At 71.6% G+C, this 17056-nt stretch carries 15 protein-coding genes; 9 read left to right on the top strand and 6 right to left on the bottom strand.

Features of this window, described 5'->3' with window-relative positions; genetic code table 11:
• Nucleotides 1-4: 4 nt before the first annotated feature.
• Nucleotides 5-1129, top strand: coding sequence for a DNA integrity scanning diadenylate cyclase DisA (gene disA, locus CNQ36_RS19720; protein ID WP_004928018.1), 1125 nt, complete (start codon nt 5-7; stop codon nt 1127-1129).
• A gap of 43 nt (nt 1130-1172) precedes the next feature.
• Here disA and CNQ36_RS19715 read toward each other — a convergent pair whose 3' ends face one another.
• On the bottom strand, nt 1173-2048 hold the full coding sequence (locus tag CNQ36_RS19715) for a hypothetical protein (RefSeq protein ID WP_121546966.1): 876 nt from the start codon (nt 2046-2048) through the stop codon (nt 1173-1175).
• 174 nt (nt 2049-2222) lie between these two features.
• On the opposite strand from CNQ36_RS19715, the gene CNQ36_RS19710 reads away from it, so the two are divergent.
• Nucleotides 2223-2876 carry a phosphatase PAP2 family protein gene (locus CNQ36_RS19710; RefSeq protein ID WP_206278476.1) on the top strand — a complete coding sequence of 218 codons (654 nt, stop codon included), beginning with the start codon at nt 2223-2225 and terminating at the stop codon, nt 2874-2876.
• 6 nt (nt 2877-2882) lie between these two features.
• Here CNQ36_RS19710 and CNQ36_RS19705 read toward each other — a convergent pair whose 3' ends face one another.
• Complete coding sequence (locus CNQ36_RS19705) at nt 2883-3548, bottom strand: response regulator transcription factor (protein ID WP_121546964.1); 666 nt, start codon at nt 3546-3548, stop codon at nt 2883-2885.
• Nucleotides 3545-5128, bottom strand: coding sequence for a sensor histidine kinase (locus tag CNQ36_RS19700; protein WP_121546963.1), 1584 nt, complete (start codon nt 5126-5128; stop codon nt 3545-3547). Before CNQ36_RS19700 ends, CNQ36_RS19705 begins: the two co-directional genes overlap by 4 nt.
• Nucleotides 5129-5258: 130 nt before the next feature.
• Between CNQ36_RS19700 and CNQ36_RS19695 the strand changes: the two genes are divergently transcribed.
• The 5 genes from CNQ36_RS19695 (at nt 5259) to cseC (ending at nt 9895) form a co-directional block, all read left to right on the top strand.
• A complete protein-coding gene (locus CNQ36_RS19695; protein WP_121546962.1) occupies nt 5259-6194 on the top strand; it encodes an HhH-GPD family protein in 936 nt (311 codons plus the stop codon).
• 268 nt (nt 6195-6462) lie between these two features.
• Nucleotides 6463-7002 carry a SigE family RNA polymerase sigma factor gene (locus tag CNQ36_RS19690; protein WP_004928027.1) on the top strand — a complete coding sequence of 180 codons (540 nt, stop codon included), beginning with the start codon at nt 6463-6465 and terminating at the stop codon, nt 7000-7002.
• Nucleotides 6990-7640, top strand: a complete 651-nt coding sequence (locus CNQ36_RS19685) for a hypothetical protein (RefSeq protein WP_040906487.1) — start codon at nt 6990-6992, stop codon at nt 7638-7640. Before CNQ36_RS19690 ends, CNQ36_RS19685 begins: the two co-directional genes overlap by 13 nt.
• Nucleotides 7641-7842: 202 nt before the next feature.
• Nucleotides 7843-8538 carry a two-component system response regulator CseB gene (gene cseB, locus CNQ36_RS19680; RefSeq protein WP_121546961.1) on the top strand — a complete coding sequence of 232 codons (696 nt, stop codon included), beginning with the start codon at nt 7843-7845 and terminating at the stop codon, nt 8536-8538.
• 10 nt (nt 8539-8548) lie between these two features.
• Nucleotides 8549-9895: a two-component system sensor histidine kinase CseC gene (gene cseC / locus CNQ36_RS19675; RefSeq protein ID WP_121546960.1), complete on the top strand. Its 1347-nt coding sequence runs from the start codon at nt 8549-8551 to the stop codon at nt 9893-9895.
• A gap of 96 nt (nt 9896-9991) precedes the next feature.
• Here cseC and CNQ36_RS19670 read toward each other — a convergent pair whose 3' ends face one another.
• Nucleotides 9992-11578, bottom strand: a complete 1587-nt coding sequence (locus CNQ36_RS19670) for an MDR family MFS transporter (protein ID WP_121546959.1) — start codon at nt 11576-11578, stop codon at nt 9992-9994.
• Nucleotides 11579-11716: 138 nt separating this feature from the next.
• Here CNQ36_RS19670 and CNQ36_RS19665 point away from each other — a divergent pair, with 138 nt between their 5' ends.
• Nucleotides 11717-12313, top strand: a complete 597-nt coding sequence (locus tag CNQ36_RS19665) for a TetR/AcrR family transcriptional regulator (RefSeq protein WP_206278474.1) — start codon at nt 11717-11719, stop codon at nt 12311-12313.
• A 20-nt stretch (nt 12314-12333) separates the two neighbouring features.
• Here the strand turns inward: CNQ36_RS19665 and CNQ36_RS19660 are convergent, their stop codons facing one another.
• Nucleotides 12334-13050 carry a M23 family metallopeptidase gene (locus CNQ36_RS19660; RefSeq protein WP_040906489.1) on the bottom strand — a complete coding sequence of 239 codons (717 nt, stop codon included), beginning with the start codon at nt 13048-13050 and terminating at the stop codon, nt 12334-12336.
• A gap of 443 nt (nt 13051-13493) precedes the next feature.
• Here CNQ36_RS19660 and CNQ36_RS19655 point away from each other — a divergent pair, with 443 nt between their 5' ends.
• Nucleotides 13494-14132 (top strand): HAD family acid phosphatase, encoded by a 639-nt coding sequence (locus CNQ36_RS19655; protein ID WP_121546958.1) that lies wholly within the window; start codon nt 13494-13496, stop codon nt 14130-14132.
• Nucleotides 14133-14220: 88 nt separating this feature from the next.
• Here CNQ36_RS19655 and CNQ36_RS19650 read toward each other — a convergent pair whose 3' ends face one another.
• On the bottom strand, nt 14221-16746 hold the full coding sequence (locus CNQ36_RS19650) for an ATP-dependent Clp protease ATP-binding subunit (protein ID WP_004928050.1): 2526 nt from the start codon (nt 16744-16746) through the stop codon (nt 14221-14223).
• Nucleotides 16747-17056 lie beyond the last annotated feature (310 nt).

Genomic DNA, 17056 nt, shown 5'->3' with positions numbered 1-17056 from the left:
TGCAGTGGCAGCCAACGACCGGGCAGGAGCTCCCGGAAAGTCCGGTGGGAGTGCCGGTTCCGATGGCCTGATGCGCGCCTCGCTGAGCGCCGTGGCACCCGGCACCCATCTCCGTGACGGCCTGGAGCGCGTGCTCCGCGGCAACACCGGCGGCCTCATCGTCCTCGGATTCGACAAGACCGTCGAGACGCTCTGCAGCGGCGGTTTCGTGCTGGACGTCGAGTTCACCGCGACCCGGCTGCGCGAACTGTGCAAGCTGGACGGCGGCATCGTCCTGTCGTCCGACCTGTCCAAGATCCTGCGGGCCGGCGTCCAGCTGGTGCCGGACCCCACCATCCCCACCGAGGAGACCGGCACCCGGCACCGCACCGCCGACCGCGTCTCCAAGCAGGTCGGCTTCCCCGTCGTCTCGGTGTCGCAGTCGATGCGCCTGATCGCGCTGTACGTCGACGGCCACCGCCGGGTCCTGGAGGACTCGGCGGCGATCCTGTCCCGTGCCAACCAGGCGCTGGCCACCCTGGAGCGCTACAAGCTCCGCCTCGACGAGGTGGCCGGCACGCTGTCGGCGCTGGAGATCGAGGACCTGGTGACCGTCCGGGACGTCTCCGCGGTCGCGCAGCGGCTGGAGATGGTGCGCCGCATCGCCACTGAAATCGCCGAATACGTGGTCGAACTGGGCACCGACGGCCGTCTCCTCGCCCTCCAGCTCGACGAGTTGATCGCGGGCGTGGAGCCGGAGCGCGAGCTGGTCGTGCGGGACTACGTGCCCGAGCCCACCGCCAAGCGCTCCCGCACGGTCGACGAGGCCCTGCACGAACTGAACGCGCTCCCCCAGGCGGAGCTCCTGGAACTGCCGACGGTCGCCCGCGCCCTGGGCTACACCGGCTCACCGGAGACGCTGGACTCCGCGGTGTCCCCGCGCGGCTTCCGCCTGCTGGCGAAGGTGCCGAGGCTGCCGGGCGCGATCATCGACCGGCTGGTGGAGCACTTCGGCGGGCTGCAGAAGCTGCTCGCGGCCAGTGTGGACGATCTGCAGACGGTGGACGGGGTCGGCGAGGCGCGGGCGCGCAGCGTGCGCGAGGGGCTGTCCCGCCTGGCGGAGAGCTCGATCCTCGAGCGGTACGTCTAGGGAACCGCCCGCTCGGCCGCGGGCGGCCAGGGCCTGTCGCGCCCTAGTCCGCCTCCAGCACGAACGACGTCCGCACCTTCTCGAACCCCGGCGCCTTCGCCTCCACCAGGTAGGTGCCCGCACCGGCCGCCCCCGCCTTCGGCGTCGCGCACTCCGGCGCGCTCGCCTTGCGGTCCCACTTCACGGTGTAGGTGATGCTGTCCTCCGCCGGCACCCGGAACACCAGGCTCCGCGCACCCTTCGGGCAGTCGTCGGACGCCCAGTACGGGTCGTCGCCGTTCGCCGGAGTGATCGTCAACACCGCGCTCTCCGGCCCGAGATCGACCTTGCAGTCGCTGCCGGAGACGTTCCGCGCGGTGAGCAGGAACGTGGGCGTCTGTCCCGGCTCGTAGGCGTTGCGGGAGCTGCGCAGAGTGAACTTGACCGCGTTTGCCGAGCACTTGGCCAGCGAGGAGCCCGAACCGGCCGGCAGCGCGTCGCCCGCGCCGACCCCGGCCGACGTGCCGCCTCCGGAGCCGCCGCCCGCGCCGTCGCCGGCACCACCGCCCGAGCCTTCGCCGCCACCGGAGTCCGCCGGGTCGCCGTTGGCCCCGTCGTCACCGGACCCCGACGACGAGCCACCCGACCCGTCCGAGCCGCCCGGCTCGTCGGAACCGTCGGATCCGCCGTCCCCCGACTCGTCGCGCCCGCCGGGCGCCTGACTGATCGCCGGCCCAGAACCGGACGGACCCGGGGTGATGGAGGGCACGGGATTCTTGCCGTTCGCACCGTTCTCGCCGTCGCCGCCGCCACCGCCGCCGGAGAGGACGACCCAGGTGATCAACAACGCCAACAAGGCCAGCACGGACAGCAGTACGGCCCTCCGACGCCAGTAGATCGTGGAGGGAAGCGGCCCGACCGGATTGCGCAGAGATCCCACGGCGCAAACTGTACGAGAGATCGGCACGTTCGCCCGTCCCACCCGCCGCTCCGCGCACAACTTTTCCGGATCATCATCCCGGTAACCGCCGTACCACCCCTGTCTTTCGTCAGGTACGGCACGCGACGATCGCGGGGTGTGACCGTATCGCCACCTCGCCTACCGTGCGTGACCATGGACTTCGTGGACAGCGGGCTCTACCGCGGCATCACCGACTACGCGCACGACACCCCCGCGTGGGTGCGGCTCACCGCCGAGATCGGGACGGAGGCCGGACTGCTGGTGTTCGTCGCGCTGTTCGTGGCCGGCTGGTGGCGGGCCCGGCACTCCGGCACCCGCACCTTCGCGATCGCGGTACTTGCACCTCTGGCCACTGCCGTGGCGTACGTCTGCAGTGAGGTGCTCAAGTCCTGGGTGACGGAGGAGCGTCCGTGCCGGGCCGTCACCGGGGCCGCTCCGCCGCTGGTGGAGTGCCCGCCGCACGGCGACTGGTCCTTCCCGAGCAACCACGCCACGATCGCGGGCGCGTCGGCCCTCGCACTGGTCCTGGTCCGGCGCGCACTCGTGCTGCTGACCGCCCCGCTGGCCCTGCTCATGGCGTTCTCCCGGGTGTTCGTCGGCGTGCACTACCCGCACGACGTGGCGGCGGGGCTGCTGCTGGGCGCGGTCGTCGCCCTCGCCGTCGTACGTCTCGGCACCCGTCCGGCGATCCGGCTCGCGGAGGCCGTGCGCGCCTCGTCGGCGCCCGCCGCGCGGTGGCTCACCGGGCCGGGACCGCGACCCGCGGCCCCCGCCGTGCCCCCGTACGCCGTGCACCGGCACCGCTGAGGGCGCTCATCCCGCCACCAGGCCCGCCTCATGGGCGACGATCGCCGCCTGTACGCGATTGCGCACGCCGAGCCGGTCCAGGACCGCGCTGACGTACGCCTTCACCGTGCCCTCGACAAGATGCAGCCGGGCGGCGATCTCCGGATTGGACAGTCCCGCTCCGACCAGGCCGAGGACCTCGCGTTCGCGCGGGCTCAGCACCGCCACGCGCTCCCGCGCCCCGGCCTCCCGGGCGAGCCGGCCGGCGCCGTCGGCCCCGCCGAGTCCCTCGATGACGTACCGGGCCACCTTGGGCGAGAGGAAGGCCGCGCCGCCCGCCACCGCCCGCACCCCCGCGATGAGTTCGTACGGGTCCCCGGACTTCAGCAGGAAGCCGGTGGCGCCGCCGCCCAGGGCGCGGGCCACATAGGAGCGTTCGGAGAACGTGGTGAGCATGGCGACGGCCGTGCCGGGGACGGCGCGGACGATCTCCTCGGCGGCCGCGAGCCCGTCCAGGCGGGGCATCCGGATGTCGAGCAGCGCCACGTCGGGACGGTGCGCCCGCGCCAGGTCGACCGCCTCGCGGCCGTCGCCCGCCTCGGCGACCACCTCCGTCTCGCCGCTGCTCCCCAGGATGGCGCGCACCCCGGCGCGCACCATCGCCTCGTCGTCGGCCAGCAGGACTCGGATCACGGTGCGAACTCCTCGTATTCCTCCCGCACTTCGCCGGACGTGCCGACACGCGGGATCACGTTCTTGGCGACCAGGCGCCCCTGGTCGTCGAAGCAGAGCCGGAAGTGGTCGACGGAGACGAAGAGCTCGCCGCTCGCGCGGTAGTAGCGGCAGTCGGCTCCGACGGGCGGTGCGGGCGCGCGTTCCGCCGGCGGGTCCTGGACGCGCAGGTCGGGCAGCACCGGCTCGGCCTCCGCGACCGGTGTGCCCAGGCGCAGTGCGGCGTACGCGGCGGGCTCCAGCACCGAGTGCGTCTCGGAGTACGCGTACCAGGCGAAGGCGACGCCGACCAGGACGGCGCCCGCGCCGGCGGCGGCACCGAGACCGGCGGCGACACGGCGGCGGGCCCGGGTGAAGGGGGCGGAGGCGGCGCGGGGCGGCCCGGCGGCCGTGGCCGCCCGTGCGGGGACGTGCGCCCGGACGCGGAAGCCGTCGCCGTGCGGACCCGCCTCGAAGGTGCCGCCCACCGCGGTGACGGCGGCGCGCAGTCCGCGCAGCCCCGAGCCGCCTCCGGGGGCGGGCGAACCCGGCCCGGCCGGCTTCCCGTTGGTGACGGTGACGGCCGCTCCCCCTACGTCGTCCCCCGTCACCTCCACGACGACGGGCGCGCCCGGTGCGTGCCGAGCCGCGTTGGTCAGCGCCTCCCTCGCCACCCGGTGCAGCAGCCGCTCGGCGACCGTGCCCGTGGCCACCGCCGTGTCCGGCCCGCCGTTCTCCCAGCGCACGGGCAGTCCCGACTCGGCTGCCCGGGCGACGAGTTGTTCGACGTTCTCGCCGGCCGGGCCGAGCGGCGCGGGCTCGTCGTCGTCCTCCCGCAGGACGCCGATGATGCGGTGCAGCCGGTCCGTGGCGTCGGCGGCGGCCACGCGCAGGTCGGCCGCGGCTGCCCGGTGGTGGCCGGGGAGGTCGGGGGCGACCTGGAGGGCGCCCGCGCGCAGGGCGATCAGGCTCAGCTCGTGGCCCAGGGAGTCGTGCATGTCCTGGGCGATCCTGGCCCGCTCGCGCAGCCGGGCGCGTTCCCCGGCGAGGCGCTGCTCCTCCTCCAGCCGGGCCGCCCGCTGCCAGCCCGCCTCGGTGAGCGCGCGGCTCTGCCGCCAGTACCGCCCGCCGAGCCAGGGCAGGACGCCGCCGAAGAGGAGGGTGCCGGTCATCACCAGCCACCCGGGCACCGGGTCGGGGCCCGCGACCGCGATCCGCAGGGTGCCGGCGCAGGCGACGGCGGCGAAGCACAGCGCCGCGGGGGCCGTCGCCGCGGCCCGCAGCCCGAGCAGGAGGGCGAACACCGCGAGGGCGGGACCGTAGGAGACGCTGAACAGCGCGGGCGTGACGGCGAGGCTCAGCGCGGCCGTCAGCCCGAAGGCGGCGGCCGGCCGCCGCCGGGCCACGGCGGTGGCGGCGGCGAGCACGACGAGTCCGGCGAGCTGCTGCCAGGGCGGTCGCGGCTCGTTCAGCCCGATCCGGTCGGCGCAGACCGCCGGCAGCGCGAGGGCCGCCCAGAGCAGGCAGGCCCTGCCCGGCGCGGCGGGACGGGCACGTTTCATGCCACGACGCTACAAGCGGGCTCGGGTGTGCCACTGCTGTCGATCGTCAGGTGGCCGCTCCTCGTTCCCCCGCTCACCACCGTGGCGCTTCCCCCGTAAGGGAGTCCCGGCGTGGGAGGATCGGAGGGCCATGACTGCTCCCACTAAACCCCCGTACGGCACCGCCGCCGATTCCGTGTCCGAGCGCGCTCCCGGTGAGCCGCTGCACGCCCCCGTCATCGACTGGTTCGACGAGCACGCCCGGGACCTGCCGTGGCGGCGCCCGGAGGCCGGCGCGTGGGGCGTGATGGTCAGTGAGTTCATGCTGCAGCAGACCCCGGTCAACCGGGTCCTGCCCGTCTACGAGCAGTGGCTCGCCCGCTGGCCGCGCCCCGCCGACCTCGCCGCGGAGGCGCCCGGCGAGGCGGTCCGCGCCTGGGGCCGGCTGGGCTACCCGCGCCGCGCGCTCCGGCTGCACGGCGCCGCGGTCGCCATAACGGAACGGCACGGCGGCGACGTGCCGGCCGACCACGCCCAGCTGCTGGCACTGCCCGGCATCGGGGAGTACACGGCCGCCGCGGTCGCGTCGTTCGCGTACGGGCAGCGGCACGCGGTACTGGACACCAACGTCCGCCGGGTGTTCGCCCGCGCGGTCACCGGTGCGCAGTACCCGCCGAACGCCACCACCGCCGCCGAGCGCCGGCTCGCCCGCACGCTGCTGCCGGAGGACGCGGAGACCGCCGCACGGTGGGCCGCCGCCTCGATGGAGCTGGGCGCACTGGTGTGCACGGCGAAGAACGAGGCGTGCCAGCGCTGCCCCATCGCCGCGCAGTGCGCCTGGCGGCTGGCCGGCAAGCCGGCCCACGACGGCCCGCCGCGCCGCGCCCAGACGTACGCGGGCACGGACCGCCAGGTCCGCGGACGGCTGCTGGCCGTGCTGCGGGAGGCGCACGCGCCGGTGCCGCAGACCGCGCTGGACCGGGTGTGGCACGAGCCGGTGCAGCGTGCCCGCGCCCTGGACGGCCTGGTCTCCGACGGACTGGTGGAGCCGCTGCCGGGTGGCCTGTACCGGCTGCCGCTGACCTGACCTGACCTGACCTGACCTGACCTGACCAGGGTCATAGCCTCCCCCCGGCGAGGGCCCGCCCGCTTCACCCCGTTCCTCCTTCCGTTACACAACCGACGGACAGCCGAGGGCTGCCCGCAGGCTGCTTCGGACAGTGCCGTGACAACGCCTCCGTACCTTCGGTCATGTGCTCGGCAAGGCACGACGGCCACGGATCACAGGCAGTGCGGCCGGCCCGCACGGACGGGCCGCGACGGGGAGCGGGAGGCGGTTCACCATGGCGCAGGACATGGCGCAGGGCGAGGTGCTCGGGTTCGAGGAGTACGTCCGTACCCGGCAGGACGCACTGCTGCGCAGCGCCCGCCGCCTGGTCCCGGACCCCGTCGACGCGCAGGACCTGCTGCAGACCGCGCTCGCCCGGACGTACGGCCGCTGGGAGACCATCGAGGACAAGCGGCTGGCCGACGCCTATCTGCGCCGGGTCATGATCAACACCCGGACGGAGTGGTGGCGGGCCCGCAAGCTGGAGGAGGTCCCCACCGAGCAGCTCCCGGACGCCTGCGTGGACGACTCCACCGAGCAGCACGCGGACCGCGCGCTGCTGATGGACATCCTGAAGGTGCTCGCCCCGAAGCAGCGCAGTGTCGTGGTGCTGCGACACTGGGAGCAGATGTCCACGGACGAGACGGCCGCCGCCCTCGGCATGTCGGCCGGAACGGTCAAGAGCACGCTGCACAGGGCGCTCGCCCGGCTCCGCGAGGAGCTCGAGGCGCGCGATCTGGACGCACGCGCGCTGGAGCGTGAGGAGCGGGAGCGTTGCGCGGCTTGACCGGCGCGGGGGCCGCATGGGCCCGGAGCACCGCTCGGGCGGCGATCACGGTGACGGCCGTGTTCGCCGCCGTCGTTCTGTTCGCCGCCGGCTGCGGCACGGGCGGCACCGGCGCCCGGGACGAGGGCCCGGCGCGCGCGGAGTCCGTGGCGAGCGCCCCCGCCGCGGCGGCCAAGCCCTCGCGGACCCCCGACCGGGTGGACGCGGTCCGGCTGGTCAAGGCCGACCCGGAGGTCTCGGCGGAGGTCAAGCGGGAGCTGAAGCCCTGCGTCGCCGACGAGTACCCGGTGGACGTCAGCTACGGCAGCCTCACCGGCGGGACCGTCGACGACGTCGTGGTGAACGTGCTGACCTGCGGGGACGCGGTGGGCGTCGGCTCGTACGTGTACCGGGAGCAGAGCGGCTCGTACGTGAACGTGTTCTCGGCCGAGGAGCCCCCGGTGTACGGGGAGATCGACCGCGGGGACCTGGTGGTGACCAAGCAGGTGTACGACCGGGGCGACCCGGTGTCGAGTCCGTCCGGCGAGAACGTGATCACGTACCGCTGGGAGTCGGGCCGGTTCGCCGAGAAGTTCCGCACCCACAACGACTACGGGCAGGTGGCCGGCGCGGAGCCGACTCCGGTGCCCGACAGCTGAGACATGGCTCACCACGTGAACCGGCGGGGCCTCCCCGACCGATGCAGGGGTGAAGGGGTGGCACGGGTGAACCCGCCGCACGGCCCCCGCGTCCGTGTGGGGGGACCGCGAAGCACCCCCGCCGGCCCGGGAGGGACCCTTGCCGGCCCGCCAGGCGCAGGCGCGCACCGACCGAGAGCACACGAGGACTGAGAGCACCGGGATGGCAGACCAGACCCACGTCCTGTTCGTCGAGGACGACGACGTCATCCGCGAGGCCACCCAGCTGGCCCTGGAGCGGGACGGCTTCGCGGTCACCGCGAAGCCCGACGGGCTGTCGGGCCTGGAGGCGTTCCACACCGACCGTCCCGACATCGCGCTGCTGGACGTCATGGTCCCCGGTCTGGACGGGGTGAGCCTGTGCCGGCGCATACGGGACGAGTCGATGGTGCCGGTGATCATGCTGTCGGCGCGGGCCGACGCCATCGACGTGGTGCTGGGCCTGGAGGCGGGCGCCGACGACTATGTGACCAAGCCGTTCGACGGCGCCGTGCTGGTGGCCCGGATCCGCGCGGTGCTGCGCCGCTTCGGGCGGGCGAACGGCGGCCGGGAGGAACCGGCGGCGGACGCCGGGGGTGTGCTGGCGTTCGGCGAACTGGAGATCGACACCGGGGGCATGGAGGTGCGCCGGGCGGGGCAGCCGGTGGCGCTGACGCCGACCGAGATGCGGCTGCTGCTGGAGTTCTCGGCGGCGCCGGGCACGGTGCTCTCCCGCGACAAGCTGCTCGAACGGGTGTGGGAGTACGGCTGGGGCGGTGACACCCGGGTCGTCGACGTCCATGTGCAGCGGCTGCGCACGAAGATCGGCCAGGACCGCATCGAGACGGTCCGCGGTTTCGGTTACAAGCTGAAGGCCTGAGAGAAGCGCTATGAGGGGGTACTTCCGGCGCCTGGTGGCGGCGTGCGTCGACCGGATGGGCATAGGCGCGGGTCTGCGGTGGAAGCTCAGCGCGGCCATCGCGCTGGTCGGGGCGCTGGTGGCGATCGCGCTGAGCCTGGTCGTGCACAACGCGGCACGGGTGTCGATGCTGGACAACGCGCGTGATCTGGCCGACGAGCGGATCATGATCGCCCAGCGCAACTACGAGCTGTCGGGGCGGCTGAACTTCCCCAACACCAAGATCGACGATCCCGAGCTGCCGAAGGCGCTGCGGGAGAAGACCGAGGCGGGGCGGCGGGCCACCTATGTGGCCGACCGGCCGGACGGGTCGCCGGACATCTGGGCGGCGGTGCCGCTGAAGAACGGGCACGTGATGTCGCTGCACTCCGGCTTCACCGACCACAGCTCGGACATCCTCAAGGACCTCGACCAGGCCCTGGTGATCGGCTCCATCGCGGTGGTGCTGGGCGGCAGCGCGCTCGGGGTGCTCATCGGGGGCCATCTGTCGCGGCGGCTGCGGAAGGCGGCCAGCGCCGCCAACCGGGTCGCCAAGGGCGAGACGGACGTCCGGGTGCGCGAGGCGATCGGCGGGGTGGTGCGGGACGAGACCGACGACCTGGCCAGCGCGGTGGACGCGATGGCGGACGCGCTGCGGCAGCGGCTGGAGGCCGAGCGCCGGGTCACCGCCGACATCGCGCACGAGCTGCGCACCCCCGTGACCGGTCTGCTCACCGCGGCCGAGCTGCTGCCGCCGGGCCGGCCCACCGAGCTGGTGCTGGACCGGGCCAGGGCGATGCGCACCCTGGTCGAGGACGTCCTGGAGGTGGCCCGGCTGGACAGCGCCTCCGAGCGGGCCGAACTGCAGGACATCCTGCTGGGCCAGTTCGTCGCCCGGCGGGTGGCGGCGAAGGACCCGGACGCCACCGTGCGGGTGGTGCACGAGTCGGAGGTCACCACCGATCCGCGGCGCCTGGAGCGCGTGCTGTTCAACCTGCTCGCCAACGCGGCCCGGCACGGCAGGCCGCCCGTCGAGGTCACCGTGGAGGGCCGGGTCATCCGGGTCCGCGACCACGGGCCCGGTTTCCCCGACGCCCTGCTCGCCGAGGGGCCGAGCCGCTTCCGCACCGGCAGCGCGGACCGCGCCGGGCGCGGCCACGGGCTGGGCCTGACCATCGCGGCGGGGCAGGCGCGGGTGCTGGGCGCACGGCTGACCTTCCGCAACGTACGGCCGGCCGGGGCGCCGGAGAGCACCCCGCCCGAAGGCGCGGCCGCCGTCCTGTGGCTACCGGAACACGCCCCGACCAACACCGGCAGCTATCCCGTACTGGGCCAGTAGGGACCACGAACCGACGGCGCCCCCGGCGCCCACGCCCCGGGGACCCGAAAGCCCCCGGGGGCGGGTGGCCTCCGGGGGCTTCGGGTGTCTGGGGCGTCAGACGGGTTCGGTCACTGCCGCCGGGGACGGGGCTCCGTCGTCGCTGTCCCTCTTGTCGGGGCCCGCGCCCTTCAGCGGGACCTCCTTCACGAAGACGGCCGCCGCCAGCGAGAACACGGCGATCACCGCGCCGAGGAGGAACGCCGAGTGGGTGCCCGAGGACACCGCGTACTGGTACGCCTCCCGCGCCGCCTCCGGCAGCTTCGCCAGGCTCGCCGCGTCCAGCTGGGCGGACTGCTCGGTCACCTGGGAGCCCAGCGAGCCGGCCCGCTCGGACATGACGTCCTGGACCCGGTTGTTGAACAGGGCGCCCATGACCGCCACGCCGAAGGACGAACCCAGGGTGCGGAAGAGGGTGGTGGACGAGGACGCCACACCCATGTCCTTCATCTCGACGCTGTTCTGCGCGACCAGCATGGTGATCTGCATCAGACAGCCCATGCCGAGGCCGACCACGGCCATGAAGACACCGGAGGTGAACCGCGAGGTCCCGGTGTCCATCGTCGACAGCAGATACAGACCGACGATCATCAGCGCGCTGCCCAGTACCGGGAAGACCTTGTACCGGCCGGTGTTGGTGGTCACCCGTCCCGCGACCATCGAGGTCACCAGCATCGCGCCGAGCATCGGCAGGAGCAGCAGACCGGAGTTGGTCGCGGAGGCCCCCTGCACGGACTGCTGGTACAGCGGCAGGAAGAGGGTCGCGCCGAACATCACGAAGCCGGTGATGAAGCCGATGACGGACATCAGGGTGAAGTTGCGGCTGCGGAAGATGTGCAGCGGCAGCACCGGCTCGGCGGCCTTGGTCTGCCAGAACACGAAGCCGACGAGGGACGCGACGCCGAGGCCGATCAGTTCCATGATCCGCGCGGAGGTCCAGGCGTACTCCGTGCCGCCCCAGGTGGTGACCAGCACCACCGCGGTGATGCCGACGGTCAGCAGCGCCACACCGAGGTAGTCGATCCCGGCCTTGGCGCGCTTCTTCGGCAGGTGCAGCACGGCGCCGACGGCGGCCAGGGCGATCACGCCGAGCGGCAGGTTGATGTAGAAGGCCCAGCGCCAGCCCCAGTTGTCGGTGATGGTGCCGCCGACCAGCGGTCCGCCGATCATGGCCAGCGCCATCACGGCGGCCATCATGCCCTGGTACTTGCCGCGCTCCCGGGGCGGGATCAGGTCGCCGATGATCGCCATGACGCCGACCATCAGACCGCCGGCGCCCAGTCCCTGCACCGCGCGGAAGCCGATCAGCTCGCCCATGTTCTGGGCCATGCCGCTGAGCGCGGAGCCGATCAGGAAGATCACGATGGAGGTCATGAACGTGGTCTTGCGCCCGTACATGTCGCCGAGCTTGCCCCAGACCGGCGTGGAGGCCGCGGTCGCCAGGGTGTAGGCGGTGACCACCCAGGACAGGTGCTCCAGGCCGCCCAGTTCGCCCACGATCGTCGGCATGGCCGTACCGATGATCATGTTGTCGAGCATCGCGAGCATCATCGCGATCATGAGGGCGAGCAGGACCACCCGCACGCTCCTCGGCTGTTTGCCGCCGTCCGTCTCCACGGCCCCCGCCGCTGGTGTGTCCACCATGATGTCCTTCTCCCCCGGCCACGATCACGCGGCCACTGCTACTTACTTGCCGCCCGGCTAGTTCACTACACTGGGAAGCTAGTCTTGTAACTAGCCGGGCGTCAAGTAAGTTTTCGTCAAGAGGGGGCGAGCGGGAGAATGGGCGACACCATGGACGGCACCAAACAGCGGCGCCGCGGGAACACCCGCCAGCGCATCCAGGACGTGGCGCTCGAACTCTTCGCGGAGCAGGGCTACGAGAAGACCTCACTGCGCGAGATCGCCGAGCGCCTGGACGTCACGAAGGCGGCGCTGTACTACCACTTCAAGACGAAGGAAGAGATCCTCGTCGGCATCTTCGAGGACCTCTCCCGGCCGATGGAGGACCTGATCGAGTGGGGGCGGCAGCAGCCGCACTCACTGGAGACCAAGCAGGAGATCATCCGCCGGTACAGCCAGGCGCTCATGGGCGCCGCCCCGCTCTTCCGCTTCATGCAGGAGAACCAGGCGACGATCCGCGAGCTGCGCATCGGCGAGATGTTCAAGACCCGCATGCTCGGGCTGCGCGACATCCTCATGGACCCGGACGCCGACCTGGTCGACCAGGTGCGCTGCGTCAGCGCGCTGTTCACCATGCATGCGGGGATGCACGTCCTCCAGGACGTCGAAAGCGACCCCGAGGAGAAGCGCAAGGCCGTCCTTGAGGTCGCCATCGATCTGATCACCCAGGCCCACCGGGGGTCCGGGGGCGCTTAGGCACTGTCCGCCGGTGAGGGTCAGACCGTCACGCCGTTGGCGCGCAGGAACTTCACCGGGTCCACGGCGGAGCCGTAGTTCGGAGTCGTGCGGATCTCGAAGTGCAGGTGGGGACCGCTGGAGTTGCCGGTGTTGCCGGACAGGGCGATCTTCTGGCCGGTCTTGACGACCTGGCCGACCTTCACGTCGACCTGCGACAGGTGCGCGTACTGGGAGTACGTGCCGTTGCCGTGCTTGATCACGACGGCGTTGCCGTAGGCCGGACCGTCACCGGCGCCGTTGCCGCCGGCCTTGACCACGGTGCCGCCGTGGGCGGCCATCACCGCGGTGCCGGTCGGGACGGCGTAGTCCTGGCCGGAGTGCTTGTGCGCCCACATGCCGCCGTTCTGCGCGAAGCTCGCGGACAGCTTGTAGCTCTTCACCGGGTCGATCCAGGACGCGGCCTTCTTCTTGGCGGCGGCCTTCGCCGCCTTCTCGGCCTTGGCCGCCTTCTCGGCGGCGGCCTTCTTCGCCTGGGCGGCCTTCTCGGCCTGCGCGGCCTGGGCCTTCGCGGCCTTGGCCTGAGCGGCGGCCTGCGCCTGGACGGCGCCGGCGGCGCCGGAAGCGGCCGTGGTGTCGGCGGCGGCCGCGACCCCGGCTCCCATCACGACCGAGGCCCCCAGGCCGGCGGCCAGCACGGCCGCGCGGGTGCGGATCTGGGAGGTGCGGAAGGAACGGGACGTGACGCGCTGGGACATACGGACCTCATCAGGAAGGGGGCGTAGGAAAACCACCCGGCGGACGGAGCCGCGCCTCGGTGGTGATTCATTGGTAGCCCCTCCGGCCATAACGGCGCAAAGGTGTGACCTACGACGAAAGTTCGTACTCCAGCACTGAGATGCAGATCTCTTGACACAGCACCCTTACCGGGCAAAACCCCCTATTTGAAGCTGATCGATCAGAGTGCGTGGCCAAATGTCCGTTTTATTGGAGAGTGTCAGCCACTATTCCGGCTAGTACCGGACATGGCGCCTGTGCAGCATGTCACCGGCGACCGGGTTCGGCCTTTCCATAAATGTGGCGCAGGCCTCTATGCACCTACCGCCCGGTAACCCTACGGTTCACCTCGCGTCACCCTCGCAGACGAGCATGCACACGCCATGTTGGCAGCGTTACGGACGTGAGAGGACCCCCCACGACTATGAGAAGCCGACACTCCTGGCTCCGCCGCGCATCGGTCACCGCCGTCTCCGCGGCCGCCCTGGTGGCCCTGGCCGCACCGGCCGAGGCATCCACCCCCGCCGCACCGGCCGGCTCCCCGACGAGGGCCGCGGCCGCGGCGGCTGCCGTCGACTACGACACCTGGCAGCGGGACTGCCAGGCGGTCATGGATCAGGCCCTGCCCTATCTGAAGCAGCGGATCGGCGACACCGGGCCGGGCGAGAAGCAGGCGATCGTCCTCGACATCGACAACACCGCGCTGGAGACCGACTTCGGCTTCAGCTTCCCCCAGCCGGCCAACGAGCCGGTCCTGGAGGTCGCCCGGTACGCGGAGGAGCGGGGTGTCGCGCTGTTCTTCGTGACCGCCCGCCCCGGCATCATCCACGCGCCCACCGAGTGGAACCTCGACCGCGCCGGCTACGAGTCCTCCGGGCTCTACGTCCGCGGCTTCCTCGACCTGTTCAAGAACGTCGCCGACTACAAGACGGCCCAGCGCGCCGACATCGAGTCGAAGGGCTACACGATCATCGCCAACATCGGCAACAGCCCGACCGACCTGTCGGGCGGCCACGCGGAGAAGACGTTCAAGCTGCCGGACTACGACGGCCAACTCTCCTGAGCCCGCCCGGGCGTGCACGGAAAAGGGGTCTGCCCCGGGACGGATGTCCCGGGGCAGACCCCTTGGTGCTTCCGGCCGAGCGCGGCGGCTACGCGTCCTTGCTCAGGTTCGGGCCGGCTCCGCCGGCCGCCTGCTCGATCGGCGGGACGTCGGGCAGCGCCGACTTCTCCTCGCCGCGGAAGGTGAAGGTCGCGGTGTCGCCCTCGCCCTCGGTGTCCACGACCACGATGTGACCGGGACGCAGCTCGCCGAAGAGGATCTTCTCCGACAGCGAGTCCTCGATCTCCCGCTGGATGGTCCGGCGCAGCGGCCGGGCGCCCAGGACGGGGTCGTAGCCCCTCTTGGAGAGCAGCTCCTTGGCGGACTGGGAGAGCTCGATGCCCATGTCCCGGTCCTTCAGGCGCTCGTCCACCTTGTCGATCATCAGGTCGACGATCCGCAGGATGTCGTCCTGGCTGAGCTGCGGGAAGACGACCACGTCGTCGACACGGTTGAGGAACTCGGGCCGGAAGTGCTGCTTGAGCTCGTCCTGGACCTTGTTCTTCATGCGCTCGTAGTTGGTCTTCGTGTCGCCCGCGGCGGCGAAGCCCAGGTTGAAGCCCTTGGAGATGTCCCGGGTGCCGAGGTTGGTCGTCATGATGATGACCGTGTTCTTGAAGTCCACGACCCGGCCCTGGGAGTCGGTCAGGCGACCGTCCTCCAGGATCTGCAGCAGCGAGTTGAAGATGTCCGGGTGGGCCTTCTCGACCTCGTCGAAGAGGACGACCGAGAACGGCTTGCGGCGCACCTTCTCCGTCAGCTGGCCGCCCTCCTCGTAGCCCACGTAGCCGGGGGGCGAACCGAAGAGACGCGAGACCGTGTGCTTCTCGCTGAACTCCGACATGTCGAGGGAGATCAGCGCGTCCTCGTCGCCGAAGAGGAACTCGGCGAGCGCCTTGGACAGCTCGGTCTTACCGACACCGGACGGGCCGGCGAAGATGAACGAGCCACCGGGACGCTTCGGGTCCTTCAGACCCGCACGCGTACGGCGGATCGCCTTCGACAGCGCCTTGACGGCGTCGACCTGGCCGATGACCCGCTTGTGCAGCTCGTCCTCCATGCGGAGCAGACGGCTGGACTCCTCCTCGGTGAGCTTGAAGACCGGGATGCCCGTCGCCGTGGCGAGGACCTCGGCGATCAGCTCGCCGTCGACCTCGGCGACGACGTCCATGTCGCCGGCCTTCCACTCCTTCTCCCGCTTTGCCTTGGCGGCCAGGAGCTGCTTCTCCTTGTCGCGCAGGGAGGCGGCCTTCTCGAAGTCCTGCGAGTCGATCGCGGACTCCTTGTCGCGGCGGACGCCGGCGATCTTCTCGTCGAACTCGCGCAGGTCCGGCGGCGCGGTCATCCGGCGGATGCGCATCCGGGAGCCGGCCTCGTCGATCAGGTCGATCGCCTTGTCCGGCAGGAAGCGGTCCGAGATGTAGCGGTCGGCGAGCGTCGCCGCCTGCACCAGGGCCTCGTCCGTGATGGAGACGCGGTGGTGCGCCTCGTAGCGGTCGCGCAGGCCCTTGAGGATCTCGATCGTGTGCGGCAGGGACGGCTCCGCGACCTGGATCGGCTGGAAGCGGCGCTCCAGGGCCGCGTCCTTCTCCAGGTGCTTGCGGTACTCGTCCAGCGTGGTCGCACCGATGGTCTGCAGTTCACCGCGGGCCAGCATCGGCTTGAGGATCGAGGCGGCGTCGATGGCGCCCTCGGCGGCACCCGCACCGACCAGCGTGTGCAGCTCGTCGATGAACAGGATGATGTCGCCGCGGGTGCGGATCTCCTTGAGCACCTTCTTCAGGCGCTCCTCGAAGTCACCGCGGTAGCGGGAGCCGGCGACCAGGGCACCGAGGTCCAGGGTGTAGAGGTGCTTGTCCTTGAGGGTCTCGGGCACCTCGCCCTTGACGATGGCCTGGGCGAGGCCCTCGACGACGGCGGTCTTGCCGACGCCAGGCTCACCGATCAGCACCGGGTTGTTCTTGGTACGGCGGGACAGCACCTGCATGACCCGCTCGATCTCCTTCTCGCGCCCGATGACCGGGTCGAGCTTGGACTCACGAGCGGCCTGGGTGAGGTTCCGGCCGAACTGGTCGAGGACCAGGGACGTGGAGGGCGTGCCCTCGGCAGGACCGCCGGCGGTGGCGGTCTCCTTGCCCTGGTAACCGGAGAGCAGCTGGATGACCTGCTGCCGCACCCGGTTGAGGTCGGCACCCAGCTTGACCAGGACCTGGGCGGCGACGCCCTCGCCCTCACGGATCAGGCCGAGCAGGATGTGCTCCGTGCCGATGTAGTTGTGGCCCAGCTGAAGGGCCTCGCGGAGCGACAGCTCCAGGACCTTCTTGGCACGGGGGGTGAAGGGGATGTGACCCGACGGGGCCTGCTGGCCCTGCCCGATGATCTCCTCCACCTGCTGGCGGACCGCCTCGAGCGAAATCCCGAGGCTCTCAAGGGCCTTGGCGGCGACACCCTCACCCTCGTGGATCAGGCCCAGGAGGATGTGCTCGGTGCCGATGTAGTTGTGGTTGAGCATCCGGGCTTCTTCCTGAGCCAGGACGACAACCCGCCGCGCGCGGTCGGTGAACCTCTCGAACATCGTTAATCGCTCCTCAGAGCGGTCAGGCAGTGGGGGGAACTTCCCCTCCCTGTCCTTCCGCAGCTTAGTCCCGCAAGCGGGGACCGCTCATTCCAACTGCCGACACCGTCGATGGCCTCCTGACCCCGCTCACGCCGACATCTGCTCCAACCCGATGGTGCGAGACGATGTTCCCGCAGGCCAGGCAGTTACCCCCTTCGCCAGTACGCCCATGGCGAACGGAGAGCCTCCCGTCCTGCGTGTCGCCCCCTCCCACTAGGGATGTCTTACCCGCTGCTACTGACAGTCCATGCCGAGTGCACGGGTCCCC

It is taken from the genome of Streptomyces fungicidicus, from assembly GCF_003665435.1.
Classification (GTDB): Bacteria; Actinomycetota; Actinomycetes; order Streptomycetales; family Streptomycetaceae; genus Streptomyces; species Streptomyces fungicidicus.
Note: the sequence above shows the minus strand (reverse complement) of the source record. Positions and strands in the feature narration are given on the sequence as shown.